Source organism: Desulfosoma caldarium (assembly GCF_003751385.1).
GTDB classification, from domain to species: Bacteria; Desulfobacterota; Syntrophobacteria; order Syntrophobacterales; family DSM-9756; genus Desulfosoma; species Desulfosoma caldarium.
Genome location: NZ_RJVA01000017.1, coordinates 1 through 13,444 on the forward strand (window position 1 = coordinate 1; position 13,444 = coordinate 13,444).

A 13,444-nucleotide genomic window follows, 5' to 3' on the forward strand; every position below is an offset into this window, starting at 1 on the left:
TCTCGCACATCGACAAGAAGCGTGAAGCTTTGGGCATCATGGGCCCGAGGGAACGCAAGCTCTTCGATATGGCCGACCGCCGCGCCTTGGATTAAAACGGGGTGCTGAAAACCGTAGAATTGCGCTGCGAATGCCGGCGGTTTCTTCGCGCAAAAGATCCGGCGAGAAGCCGGAGCGTTTCGGCCTTGAAACGACGACAGCGTCCTTAAGAAAAGGAGTTGGTTATGTCTCGGTTGGTTGCCTTTGCGGCGATTCAAGGTGCGTACAACATCGTGTCCAAGGTTGAGGGCAAGTTTAAGGAGGCCATGGACAAATACGGCCCAAATCAGCCCTTGGAATTCCCCAACACGGCCTATTATCTGCCCATCATTTATTCCATCTTGGGCATCAAGGTGGAAAAGCTGGCCGATGCCGAGCCTGTGTTGGAACGATGCAAGAAATTGCTGCCTCCGCACATCAAGGGCAGGATTCACACCCCTTACCTGGGTGGCACCCTGGATGCGGGAATGGCGGCGATTTTGGCCGAAGAGATCTTTGAAGCCATTCGTTACGTCGAAGATCCCGACTTCTATCAACCAGTGGAAGATCCGGATGTGGAAGCCGGAAAGCTCTGGGTGGGTGCCGCCGATGACACGATCATGCGTAAACGCGGCATCGAGTTCGTGGACGGCAGCGCCCCGGGTTTTGCGGCCATTGTCGGCGCGGCGCCCGATCCTGAGACGGCGAAAGCAATCGCCGAGGAATACCAGAAGAAAAACCTGTATGTGTTCATGTGTGCCAACCAAGCCGGCACCACTTTTACGCAGCAGTTGTTGGAAGCTGGGGTGCAAATTGGATGGTCCACGCGTCTCGTGCCCTTTGGTCCGGATATTTCCGCGGCCGTGTTCGCGTTGGGCTTTGCCAACCGCGCAGCCATGGCTTTTGGCGGCGTGCAGCCGGGCGACTACCGCAAAATCTTGCTCTACAACAAGGACCGTATCTTTGCCTTTGTCAATGCTCTTGGCGAAGTGAATGCGGAATGGGCGGCCAACGCCGCCGGCGCCATTAACTGGGGGTTCCCGACCATTGCGGATACGGACATTCCCGAGATTTTGCCCACCGGTATCTGTACCTACGAGCACGTGGTTTCCAGCGTGCCGCACAGTCAGATCTGTTCGAGGTCCATCGAGGTGCGCGGCCTCAAGGTCACCATTACGGAGGTTCCTGTCCCCGTGTCTTATGGGCCAGCCTTTGAGGGCGAGAGAGTGCGCAAAGATGATGTTTATCTCGAATGCGGCGGCGGCAAGACCCCGTGTTTCGAGCTGGTGCGCATCGCCGAGATGGACGCCGTGGAAGACGGCAAAGTGGAAGTCATCGGTCCGGACATTAAGGACGTCCAGCCGGGCAGTGGATTGCCTTTGGGTGTCGTGGTCGAGGTAGCGGGCCGGAAGATGCAAGAGGACTATGAACCGATTTTGGAGCGGCAGATTCATCACTTGGTCAATTACGCCCAAGGCGTCATGCACATCGGGCAGCGCGACATTGCCTGGTACCGGATTGGCAAAAGCGCGGTGGAAAAAGGCTTTACACTGGAGCACATCGGGAAAATTCTTCACGCCAAATTCCATCAAGATTTCGGCGCGATCTTTGACAAGTGCCAGGTGAAGATCTACACCGAAGAAGACAAGGTCAAAGAACTGCTTCGCGTGGCCCAGGAAATGTATCGGGCTCGGGACGAGCGCATTGAAGGTATGACCGACGAAACCACGGAAATTTACTATTCGTGCACCTTGTGCCAATCGTTTGCCCCGACCCACGTGTGCGTCATCAGCCCGGAGCGCACCGGGCTGTGCGGGGCCTACAACTGGCTCGACTGCAAAGCCTCCTACGAGATCAACCCCACGGGACCGAACCAGCCCATTGCCAAAGGGGAGACCTTGGATGAGCGGTACGGCAACTGGAAGGGGGTCAATGAATTTGTGGAAAAGGCTTCGCGCGGGGCCGTCTCAAGCTACAACTTTTATAGTGTCGTCTACGATCCCATGACGACCTGTGGATGCTGTGAATGCGTCGCTGCGGTTCTTCCAATGTGTAATGGCGTCATGACCGTGAACCGGGAGTATACGGGCATGACGCCGTGCGGCATGAAGTTTACCACGCTGGCCGGAACCATCGGCGGCGGCAACGTCACCCCGGGCTTTGTGGGGCACAGCAAATACAATATTACCCAGCGTAAATTCATCGCTGGGGACGGGGGCATCAAGCGCTTGGTGTGGATGCCCAAGATGCTCAAGGAGGAAATCCGCGAACGGCTGATTAAGCGCGGTGAAGAGATCGGCATTCCCAATTTCATCGACATGATCGCCACGGAAGAGCAGGGTGTCACGGAAGATGAAATCCTGCCGTTCCTCCAGGAAGTGGGCCATCCGGCGCTGAGCATGGAGCCGATTCTTGGGTAGAGAACGGGCTGAGGGCGGCGCGAGGCGCCCTTAGCCTCTTTGCGTATTGCTAACGTGAGAAGCGATGAGGAGAAAAACACATGGGCCTGACAGGAATTGAAATCTTCAAGCTTCTTCCCAAAACCAACTGTGGGGACTGCGGCGTTCCCACGTGCTTGGCCTTTGCCATGAACCTGGCGGCGGGCAAGGCTGAGTTGGATGCATGTCCCCACGTTTCTGAAGCGGCAAAGGAAAAGCTGGCCGCCGATTCCGCGCCGCCGGTGCGGCCTCTGACCGTGGGAACGGGCGAGTATGCCGTCAAGGTTGGCGGTGAAACGGTGCTCTTTCGCCATGAAAAGACCTTCGTCAATCCGCCGGGGCTGGCCACCCTGGTGACGACGGCGGAGGATGCCGCGTCCGTGGACGGCAAGATGGCCCGCTTCAAGGCATGCCAGTTTGAACGCGTGGGCTTGAATCTGCGCCCGGAAATGTTTGCCGTCCAAGACGCCACGGGCGATGCGGGGGCCTTGACGGCGCTTGCCAAAAAGATCGCGGACGGAACCGGCGCCGCATTGATTTTGATTTCCGATAAACCCGATGTTCTCAAAGCCGCCGCGGCCGAGCTCAAGGACAAAAAGCCGCTTCTTTACGCCGCCACGGCAGACACCGCCGATGAATTGGGAGCTGTGGCTAAGGAAACAGCATGTCCTTTGGCGGTTAAGGGTGACGGCACGCTGGACAGTGTCATTGCGGTGACCGAGAAACTGGCGGCCATGGGCCTCAAAGACATCGTCATCGACACGGGCACGAGGGACCTTAAAAAGGCCTTTGAAGAACAGATTCAAATTCGGCGGGCGGCCATCAAGAACCGCTTTCGTCCGCTGGGTTACCCAACCATCATTTTCGCCAATGAAATGGCCGACGATCTTCTGAACGAAGCGATTGTGGCCGCCACCTTTGTGGCTAAATATGCGGCCTTTATCGTCATGAGCGATGTGAAGCCGGAAGTCCATTTCCCGTTGTTGCTGGAGCGATTGAACATTTATACCGACCCGCAGCGTCCCATGACGGCGGAACAAGGCATATACCCGATCAACAATCCTGACGAAAATTCTCCGGTTCTGGTCACCTGCAACTTCTCTCTCACCTACTTCATTGTGAGCGGCGAGATCGAAGCCAGCCGCGTGCCCTCGTGGCTGCTGGTGCAGGACACAGAAGGCCTTTCGGTCATGACCGCCTGGGCTGCCGGAAAATTTAACGGAGAAACCGTAGGAACCTTCGTTCAAAAATGCGGCATCATGGATAAGGTCAAACACAAATCCATCGTGATTCCCGGCTATGCCGCGGCCATCAGCGGGGAACTGGAAGAGGAAATCCCGGGCTGGAACGTGGTGGTGGGGCCGCGCGAAGCGAGCCACATTTCCAAGTTCCTCAAAGAGTTCAAGCCGCAATAAGGCAGGGGATGGGTGGGCCGTACGTGTCGGGGAAAGGACGGGGCCGACAGGTGCGGCGCACCGCGAGCATCACGACGCACATGCAAACCCACAAGGAGGGTGCTATTCCATGAAGCTGATCGGCGAAAACCTCAACATCATGAGCAAAAAATACGGCAAGGCGCTCAAGGAGCGTGACGCCAAGACGTTACAGGAATTGGCGGTCCAAGAAGCCCAGGCCGGCATGGATTACATCGATCTCAATATAGGCCCCGCGGGCAAGACCGGTGAAGAACTAATGTCGTGGCTTGTACCCGTGATCCACGAAGTGGTCGACCTACCCTTGGCTTTGGATACCTCCAACATCAAGGCCATCGAAGCGGGACTTAAGGCCCACAAAAAGGGCCGGGCCATGATCAACTCCATCATGGTGCGCCCCGAGCGCATGGACGCTCTACTGCCCTTGGCCAAAGAATACGAGGCGGAGTTTATCGGCCTCCTTTGGGGACCGGAGGGTATGCCGCGGGATGAGAACGAACGGGGCGTGTTGTGTGCGGAAATTCTCCATCGTGCTACGGAAATGGGCATTCCCCCCGAGAGAATCTACATCGATCCCATTCAGACGCCGGTTAACGTGCAACAAAATCAGATCATGAGCGGGTTGAACTTCATGAAGATGTTTCCGGACATGGCCCCCGGGTGCAATAGCACCATTGGACTATCCAACGTGTCCAACGGAGCTCCGGAGCATCTGCGGCCCATTTTGAATCAGGTCATGCTCATTTTGTGGAAGCGCTGGGGCATGAAATCGGCCATTGTCGATACCTTTGATACCGAACTGCACAAGATTGCACGCGGTCAGCGGCCCGAACTGGAAGCGTTGGTGGCCAAGGTAGAAGACGGTGAAGAAATCGACATGGCCTCTCTCAGTAAGGAAGAAAAAGACTTCGTAAAAACGGCTCGCGTCATTCTCGGACACACGCTCTATTCCGACTCGTGGCTAGAGGTGTAGTTGGCATCGGACCTCGCCTGTTCTAAGATCCTTTTCAGTACAGAAACCCCATCCTTGCGAGGTGGGGTTTTTGTGTATTTAACCGATTGCCGAAATAAAAGGAGGAAACCAAACTCTATGGGCAAACGTTACGTTTATTTCTTTGGAGAAGGCAAAGCCGATGGCAGCGCTGCCATGAAAAATCTCCTGGGGGGCAAGGGTGCCAATTTGGCGGAAATGACGAACTTGGGTATTCCCGTGCCTCCCGGATTTACCATTTCCACAGAAGTCTGTACCTATTTTTATCACAACAAGGGAATTTACCCCCCGGGATTAGAGCAGGAAGTGGAACAGGCGTTAAGGCGTCTGGAAAACATCATGGGACGGGGCTTTGGGGATAAGGAAAAACCCCTGCTCGTGTCGGTGCGGTCAGGAGCAGCAATCAGTATGCCCGGGATGATGGATACCGTGCTGAATTTGGGTCTCAACGATGAAACGGTCCAAGGCTTGGCTCGGGAAACCAACGATTCTCGTTTTGCTTACGATTGTTACCGTCGGTTCTTAAGCATGTACGGCGACGTGGTTTTAGGATTAAAGGCCGAAAGCGTTGATGGCATCGATCCCTTTGAAGAAATCATTGACGAACTGAAAAAGGCTCGCGGCGTTCAGTATGACAACCAATTGAGCGCTCAGGACCTCATGGAGTTGTGCGAGCGCTACAAGGCGTTGGTTCGACAAAGGACGGGCAAAGATTTTCCTCAAGATCCCAAAGAACAACTCTGGGGGGCCATCGGCGCTGTCTTTGGATCCTGGGACAATCCACGGGCCATCGCTTATCGGCAGATTCATGAAATTCCCGACGATATGGGCACGGCCGTCAATGTGCAGTCCATGGTTTTTGGAAACATGGGCGACGATTGTGCCACGGGCGTGGCCTTTACGCGCAATCCGGCCACGGGAGAAAATGTCCTGTACGGCGAATATTTGGTCAATGCTCAAGGCGAAGACGTGGTCGCCGGCATTAGAACTCCGCAACCCATCAACATTCGGCAAAAGACGGACCCGCAGATGGTGTCCCTGGAAGAAGCCATGCCGGAGGCCTACGCCGAACTGGATCGGATACGCAGAATTCTCGATCGGCACTATCGGGACATGCAGGACATCGAATTTACAATTCAGCGCCGAAAACTGTGGATGCTTCAAACCCGCACAGGAAAGCGCACGGGCTTTGCCGCCTTCAAGATCGCCGTGGACATGGTTCGCGAAGGCATTTTGACCCCCAAGGAGGCCCTGCTGCGGGTCGAACCCAATCAGTTGAACCAGCTGCTGCGCCCGGTCTTTGATGCCGAAGCCAAACAAAAGGCCGTGGCCTCCAAGGCGTTTTTGGCCAAGGGATTGAATGCCGGACCCGGTGCCGCCAGCGGGCGCGTGGTTTTCAATGCCGTGGATGCCGAGCATTGGGCCGACCGGGGGGAGAAGGTCATTCTGGTGCGTTTGGAAACGTCTCCGGACGATATTCGAGGCATGCACGCCGCCCAGGGCATTCTCACATCGCGTGGGGGCATGACATCCCATGCGGCCCTGGTGGCCCGACAGATGGGAAAAGTGTGCGTTGTGGGATGCGGCGATTTGGAAATCGATTACAAGCTACGCCAAATGACCGTCAACGGCCGCGTGATCGAGGAAGGCGACTGGATTTCCGTGGACGGCTCCACAGGGGAAGTTTTCGCGGGTCAAATTCCCACACGACCGTCGGAAATCATACAGGTGCTGCTGGAAAAGACCTTGAAGCCGGAAGAGTCTTCTATTTTTCAAGACTATACGGAATTGATGCGGTGGGCGGACGCCTATCGACGCCTGGGCGTGCGCACCAACGCCGACCAGCCCGACCAGGCACAGACGGCCCTTCTTTTTGGAGCGGAAGGTATTGGGCTGTGTCGCACCGAGCACATGTTCTTTGAAGGGGAACGCATCCATGCCGTGCGCGAGATGATCCTTGCAGACTCCACGGAAGGTCGAGAAAAAGCATTGGCCAAGCTGTTGCCCATGCAGCGAGAAGATTTCAAGGGTATCTTTCGCGTCATGAAGGGATTGCCCGTGACCATTCGAACTCTGGATCCGCCGCTACACGAGTTTTTACCCACTGAAGAGGCGGACATACAAAAGGTGGCCGAGCAGCTAGGTGTTGGTGCGGAGCAGGTGCGGGCCAAGATTCAAGCCCTTCACGAGGCCAATCCCATGCTGGGACATCGAGGGTGCCGATTGGGAATCGTCTATCCCGAGATCACGGCCATGCAGGCGAGGGCCATTCTCGAAGCGGCCTGTGAAGTGAAGAAGGAAGGCATTGACGTGCATCCGGAGATCATGATTCCTTTGGTCGGGGATGTGGCAGAGCTGGCTCACCAGAAGCGCGTTGTGGATGACGTGGCCCGCCAGGTGATGGATCATTATGGAATTCAGGTGGACTACGCGGTCGGAACCATGATCGAGGTGCCTCGAGGGGCGATCACGGCCGGCGAGATTGCCAAGGAAGCCATGTTCTTCTCCTTTGGCACCAACGACCTTACACAGACGGTTTTCGGAATCAGCCGCGACGATGCGGCCAAGTTTCTCCACGATTATCTTGAAAAGAAAATCTGGGAATTTGACCCCTTTGAACGCATCGATCAGGAAGGCGTCGGTGAACTCATGAAAATGGGAGTGGAGAGAGGACGGGCGACACGGCCCGATCTCAAGGTGGGGATTTGCGGAGAACACGGAGGGGAGCCGTCTTCGGTGGAGTTTTGTCACCAGATCGGCCTGAACTATGTCAGTTGTTCTCCATTTCGCGTGCCCATTGCCCGTTTGGCCGCAGCACATGCTGCCATTCGAGAGCAGTAGAGGCTCAGTACGAGGTCATGGCCTATGGAGCGCCCCATTCGACTGCGCCGTTCAATACTTTCGGTACCCGCCAACCGAGAGAAAATGGTTCGAAAAGCCCTGAGCCTTTCGGCGGATGTCATTATGTTGGATCTGGAAGACAGCGTCCCTGTGGACGAAAAGGAAAAGGCTCGGCACGCGGTGGTGGAGGCGCTCATGGCTTCCGGGTGGAAGGGACGTGTGCGCGCCTATCGAATCAATGACATGAGCACGCCCTTTGCCTACAGAGATTTGGTGGATGTGGTCGAAGAGGCAGGCCCATGGCTGGATGTCATTGTGGTGCCCAAGGTCAACGATCCCGCAGAAATCAAGGCCATCGATTATTGGCTGACCCAGATGGAGATGCGCCTGGGCCTGACCAAGAAAATCGGCTTGGAAGCCTCCATTGAAACAGCCCAGGGCATGCTTCGCGTGGGCGAGATTGCCGTGAGTTCGCCTCGGCTGGAGGCGCTGGTTTTTGGCATCGCCGACTACGGCGCGTCCGTGGGCATGCCCAGCGGCGGCATCAGCGGCCATGGGGATGCCGAAGATCAGGAAGCGGCCCGTCTTCGCTGGCTTTTTCCCTTAAGTCGAATGGCCATGGCGGCCAAAGCCGCAGGGCTTGCCGCCTTGGACGCTCCATTTGGCGACTTTCGAGACCCCCAAGGTCTGGCCCGTTCCTGCGCCATGAGCCGCGCTTTGGGCTACGACGGCAAATGGGCCATTCACCCAGATCAACTGGACGTCATCAATCAGGTCTTTACCCCCTCGGACGATGATGTGGCTCGTAGCCGACGCATCGTTGCAGCTTATGAGGCGGCCAGGGCCCGTGGTGAAGGGTCTGTGGCCGTAGATGGCAAAATGGTGGACGCCGCTTCTGTTCGCCTCGCGCAGGTGACGGTTAAGGTGGCGGAAGCGGCCCGCCGGAACCGAAACCTTGCCGGATTGAAGCCGAGCCAGTCTTGAGAAAAGAAAAGAGGCCTTGAGGGAGGCGTTCACACGCCCGAGGAACCATTTTCCCTTTCCGTTGTTTTGACGCCACCTGCGCATGCGCTCCGCGACGTTCCCTTCTCCATGCCTCCTCCGGGAAGTTATTGAACCCCTAAAAAGGATGGAATGTTTTCGAGGAACCATGAATAGGGTCATGTCGCCGAAGCCGATAGCACCGCAGCCCCCCTCAAGCATGCAGGGCATCGAGGTCGAGGCACCGGCTGTGCTGAAGGAACAGATTGTGCGACAGAACAACGAATTGCAAATTCTTTTTGACATCTCTTCCGCCATTCACAGTTCGCCTCGGCTCGAAGACGTCCTTCAGCAGTCGCTCCTGGCCATTCTTCGAACCCTGCAGCTTAAGATGGGGGTCATTTACCTTCTCAAACCCGATGTGCACGGCCGTGGGACCATGGTCTTGGCTGCCCAACATGGCTTTTCGTCTACTCTTGTGCAGGAGATTCGCTCCTTTCAAGTGCCCGACGGCTGGATTGGCCCAGGACGCCTCAAGAATCCCGTGGCGTGGCTCAAAAGGGAGCAGCTTTTCTTTCCGGCCTTGAGGGATCGAATGGTGGCGGAGGGTATTCAAGAGATTATTCGCATCGCCCTTTTTACCCAAAAAGGTATCTTGGGATTATTGTATGTGGCCAACCACGGAGCGCTGCAGATTCGCCATGATCGCCGGGAGTTTTTGACCACCATCGGGCAACAGATCGGCGTGGCCATTGAAAACGCCCAACTTTTCGAATCCGTCGAGCGGGCAAAGACGGAACTGGAAATCAGCTTTGACGCCATTCAACACAGCATCTTTCTACTGGAATCCTCCGGGCGCATTTTACGTGTCAATCAAACTACGGAAAAAACGTACGGGGCAAAAGAGGAGTTGTTGGGGCAAAAGTACTGGGAAGTGCTTTATAAAACGGCGGAGCCTCCTTTGGGGTGTCCCATTCGCGAATGCCTGCTGAGCCGAAGGCCGGTGCATAAGGAAGGCCCTCACCCTCGCTGGGGAGGGTTCTATCGCCTCTACGCTTTTCCCGTGCTTAACCTGTCCTCGCAGTTGGAACGGATTGTCTATTATGAAAAGGACGAAACCGAAGCACGAAAGCTTGAGCAGCGCCTGCAGCAGACAGAGAGGCTACAGTCCTTGGGGACACTGGCGGCTGGGATTGCCCACGAAATTCGAAATCCTTTGGCGACCATCAATTTCAATGCTCAGATGTTGCAGCGTGAAGTGTCTTTGAACGAAAATCAGTCGCAAATGCTTGCCGACCTGATTCAGGAAGTGCGAAAGATCGACAACATCGTGCGGGAAGTTCTGAATTTTGCCAGGCCACGGGAACCCCAGTTCCTTCCCGCAAACCTCAACGACATTGTGCGCTATTGCCATAACCTGTCCAAGGTGCACATCCGCAAAGCCAAGATCGATCTGACCTTAAACCTGGACCCGTCCATGCCTGAGATCATCATGGATTCCGACCAGATCGGCCAGGTCGTCATGAATCTCATGATCAATGCGGTGGAAGCCATGCCACAGGGAGGGCGCATGGAAGTCCAGACGCGCGTGGAGGCAGAGGCCCAGCGGGTGGTTCTTAGCGTCAAAGATACCGGGGAAGGCATCTTACCGGAAGATGAAGGACGCATTTTTGATCCCTTTTTCACGCGCAAGGCCGAAGGAACAGGTTTGGGGTTGAGCATTTGCCGAAGAATCTTGGAGCGCCACGGAGCCCACATGGAGGTGGAATCGCAAGTGGGGCGAGGCAGTGTGTTCCGTGTGGTGTTTCCCATGACGAAAAAAAGCGGGAAGCTGGCTTTGGAGGAGACCATCAACTGAGCTGTGCGACCCCGATGTGGCCCCGTGGTGACGCCCTTTCCTTGCCCTGTGCCTGTGGAGAGTGCGCGAGGTGGAATGCGACCCTATGCGAACGGCACCAACAATTCTCATCATCGACGACGAAACCGGATTTCGAGGCGCCATTGCGCGGTTCTTGAGCAGGAGCTACACGGTCCACGAAGCGAAAACCGCCGCCGAAGGCCTTCGCTTAGCCCAAGAACTTGAACCGGATTTGGTCCTGCTGGATATCGGATTGCCTGACTGTAGTGGTCTGGACCTGCTGCCGGAACTCAAAGAAGCCAAACCGTCGCCGACGGTCATCATGGTGACCGCTTACGAACAGGTGCGGGACGTGGTCCAGGCCATGAAAAAGGGCGCCTTTGACTACTTGGTCAAGCCGGTGGATTTGGAAGAGTTTGAGGTCACGGTCAAACAGGCTTTGGAATACGCCAGCCTGAGGCATGAGGTGGAGCGGTTGCGCGAGGAGATGCAGCGGCTTCATCAGCGTCGAACCCTTGTGGGCAGCAGTCCGGCGTTTTTGGAAGCCCAACAGCTGGCCATTCGCAGTGCGCAAAGTCCCGACGCCGGCGTGCTCTTGCAAGGTGAAAGCGGAGTGGGCAAGGAACTGTTCGCCCGGCTCATTCACGCCGCAAGCCCTCGAGCCTCCTATCCCTTTGTGGCGCTCAACTGCGCGGTTTTTACCCCGGAAATCATCGAAAGCGAACTGTTCGGGTACGAAAAGGGAGCTTTTACCGGAGCCAGGGCGGAAGGAAAAAAAGGCCTGCTCGAAGCGGCCGACGGTGGCACGCTCTTTCTCGATGAGGTCATCGATCTACCTCCCGAAGTTCAGGCCAAGCTTCTTCGCGTTTTGGAAGAGCACGAATTCTATCCTTTGGGGGCAACGCGAAAAAAAACCGTGGACATTCGCGTGGTGGCGGCATGCAATAGGGATCTGTGGCAGGCCTGCGAAGAGGGCCTCTTTCGCAAAGACCTCTTTTTTCGCCTGGCAACCGTCCAGATTGTTCTTCCGGCCCTTCGACAGCGCCGAGAAGACATTCTGCCGCTGGCGCGATTTTTTCTGGAGCAGTTCAACGACAAATACAGAAAAAAGTTTCGAGACATCAGCGAAGAAGCCCAGCACATTCTCTTGTCCCACGAGTGGCCGGGAAACGTTCGCGAACTCAAGAACACCATCGAACGCATCGTACTTTTGGAAGACGACGACCTGATCTTTAAAAGACACCTCCATTTTCTACCATCCACCGCCGGCCGAAGGGCCGCCATGGCCGCATCCAACCAGGCAGGTTTTCTGGCTTGGGAACACATGCCCGAAGAAGGTATGTCCCTGGAAGAGCTGGAACGCAACATCATTCAAGAGGTTTTTGAACGATGCGGTAGAAACAAGTCCAAAACCGCCCGATTCTTAAGAATTCCAAGGCACGTGCTCATCTACCGCATGAAAAAATTCGGCCTGGAACGCCCACCTGACTCGGAAGCCTGACCGAGTCACCGTAGAATATTCTTCATCGCCGAAAAAACGTAGACTATTGTGCAAATGCCGTTGAACGCCATAAACGGGTGAACCACGAGGATTCGAGGGGCCTTGACCGGGACCGAGCGGAAGCGATGAAGAAAATTCTTCATCTGTCCGGATGGGTGCCCTTAACGACCGTGCGGATTCAAGGTCCTCAATGCGAGGAAACAAGCCCGCCGTGAGCGCATCGCTCAATCTGGTACGCGACTTGCAAAAGCGTAAAAGTCGAATGGAGGCGGTATGCAGCGGAATCTCTCTTCCAGTGGGCGAATCCTCCTTGTGGAAAGCGATGCCCCATTCAGGCGTTCTTTGGAAAATGGTGTAAAAAGGGCCGGATATTCCTTTGACAGCTGCAGCACGTGCGAACAAGCGCGACGATTGGCCAAGACCTTTCGCTACGACGTGGGTGTGGTGGAATATCACCTGAGAGACGGTAACGGGGCGCGGCTTGTGGCGGAACTGAAGACCGGGCAAGCGATTCTTGGAGCGGTTCTCATCTCTTTCTACGACTTCGAGTGGATTTCTCGCGATGTGGTTCCCGTGGCGGATGAATTTCTCAAGAAACCCTTTGATCTATCGGACTTCGAGCGGATTCTGAAATCCTTAATCACTACGGTTCGTTCTCCTGCGCTTTTGCAAGGTTGTTCCAGTTCCTTGGATCAGGCACCGGCCCCAATTCTCAGGGAAGGGGTTCTTTGAAACAGCGACCGATGAAGCTGACCTTCGATCTCACGTGACGAATGCGCCGGATAGCGCGGTTTCTTTGCCCATTCACGATCTTTCAGCGGCGGCGGAACTTCATGCGAATGCGGACATCCATCGAGTGCTCATTCTCAATAGCCATTTCCCATTCCCGATAAAATTCCCAAGAGCCCCTTTTCCCTCAAAAGGCCGCAGGGCACATGCCCTGCGGCCTTTTGTATGAGCTGCCCATCTTGCCGTCCCGTCTTGCCGCCGAGCTTGTGAGTCTTTTCTCTTGAAACCGTGATTATCCATGGGTATATAAGTTTTACTTATAAGATGGCGTGATTCGCCTCAAGGACCGGGCGCAGTGGTCCGGCCTGGAAAGGGAAACGCGGAAAAAAGGGGGCGCTAATCGTGGACGTGAAATCCGAGCTTTTGGAAAAAATGGCCCAAAAGAAAATGGACGTTGCCTCTCTTGCGCAAGCCATGGAGTTTGATGCCGGAATCCTCAAGCTGTATCTCGTTCAAGACGACTATCCCATTCCCTCTCGCATCATCAAGAAGATGGAAGAAGTGCTGGCCAACTGAGCACGCACGTTTTTGACCCCGCGCCCACGGGAATCCTTTGAACGGGTTCAAGGATCGGACGCACCGCACGGGCGGTTC

General features: G+C 55.7%; 9 protein-coding genes. All 9 read left to right on the plus strand.

What is annotated here, in order from left to right:
- The first annotated feature begins 224 nt into the window (after positions 1 to 224).
- The 9 genes from acsB (at position 225) to EDC27_RS16135 (ending at position 13,366) form a co-directional block, all read left to right on the plus strand.
- Entirely contained in the window at positions 225 to 2,438 is a 2,214-nt protein-coding gene (gene acsB / locus EDC27_RS15225; protein WP_123291499.1) for an acetyl-CoA decarbonylase/synthase complex subunit alpha/beta, read from the plus strand.
- 80 nt (positions 2,439 to 2,518) lie between these two features.
- Positions 2,519 to 3,871, plus strand: coding sequence for an acetyl-CoA decarbonylase/synthase complex subunit gamma (acsC, locus tag EDC27_RS15230; protein ID WP_123291500.1), 1,353 nt, complete (start codon positions 2,519 to 2,521; stop codon positions 3,869 to 3,871).
- A 109-nt stretch (positions 3,872 to 3,980) separates the two neighbouring features.
- On the plus strand, positions 3,981 to 4,862 hold the full coding sequence (locus EDC27_RS15235; RefSeq protein ID WP_123291501.1) for a dihydropteroate synthase: 882 nt from the start codon (positions 3,981 to 3,983) through the stop codon (positions 4,860 to 4,862).
- Positions 4,863 to 4,979: 117 nt separating this feature from the next.
- A complete protein-coding gene (gene ppdK / locus EDC27_RS15240; protein ID WP_123291502.1) occupies positions 4,980 to 7,721 on the plus strand; it encodes a pyruvate, phosphate dikinase in 2,742 nt (913 codons plus the stop codon).
- A gap of 24 nt (positions 7,722 to 7,745) precedes the next feature.
- Positions 7,746 to 8,705, plus strand: a complete 960-nt coding sequence (locus EDC27_RS15245) for an HpcH/HpaI aldolase/citrate lyase family protein (protein WP_123291503.1) — start codon at positions 7,746 to 7,748, stop codon at positions 8,703 to 8,705.
- A 265-nt stretch (positions 8,706 to 8,970) separates the two neighbouring features.
- The gene (locus EDC27_RS15250) at positions 8,971 to 10,560 is read left to right on the plus strand and encodes a sensor histidine kinase (protein WP_170161862.1); all 1,590 of its coding nucleotides are present in this window, start codon (positions 8,971 to 8,973) and stop codon (positions 10,558 to 10,560) included.
- 85 nt (positions 10,561 to 10,645) lie between these two features.
- A complete protein-coding gene (locus EDC27_RS15255) occupies positions 10,646 to 12,061 on the plus strand; it encodes a sigma-54-dependent transcriptional regulator (RefSeq protein WP_123291505.1) in 1,416 nt (471 codons plus the stop codon).
- A gap of 273 nt (positions 12,062 to 12,334) precedes the next feature.
- Positions 12,335 to 12,793: a response regulator gene (locus tag EDC27_RS15260; RefSeq protein ID WP_123291506.1), complete on the plus strand. Its 459-nt coding sequence runs from the start codon at positions 12,335 to 12,337 to the stop codon at positions 12,791 to 12,793.
- A gap of 399 nt (positions 12,794 to 13,192) precedes the next feature.
- Complete coding sequence (locus EDC27_RS16135; RefSeq protein WP_170161863.1) at positions 13,193 to 13,366, plus strand: hypothetical protein; 174 nt, start codon at positions 13,193 to 13,195, stop codon at positions 13,364 to 13,366.
- The last annotated feature ends 78 nt before the right edge of the window (positions 13,367 to 13,444 follow it).

Coding starts and splice junctions, on each gene's coding strand:
- acsB (WP_123291499.1), top strand. CDS start 225: ATGTCTCGGTTGGTTGCCTTTGCGGCGATTCAAGGTGCGTACAACATC.
- acsC (WP_123291500.1), top strand. CDS start 2,519: ATGGGCCTGACAGGAATTGAAATCTTCAAGCTTCTTCCCAAAACCAAC.
- EDC27_RS15235 (WP_123291501.1), top strand. CDS start 3,981: ATGAAGCTGATCGGCGAAAACCTCAACATCATGAGCAAAAAATACGGC.
- ppdK (WP_123291502.1), top strand. CDS start 4,980: ATGGGCAAACGTTACGTTTATTTCTTTGGAGAAGGCAAAGCCGATGGC.
- EDC27_RS15245 (WP_123291503.1), top strand. CDS start 7,746: ATGGAGCGCCCCATTCGACTGCGCCGTTCAATACTTTCGGTACCCGCC.
- EDC27_RS15255 (WP_123291505.1), top strand. CDS start 10,646: ATGCGAACGGCACCAACAATTCTCATCATCGACGACGAAACCGGATTT.
- EDC27_RS15260 (WP_123291506.1), top strand. CDS start 12,335: ATGCAGCGGAATCTCTCTTCCAGTGGGCGAATCCTCCTTGTGGAAAGC.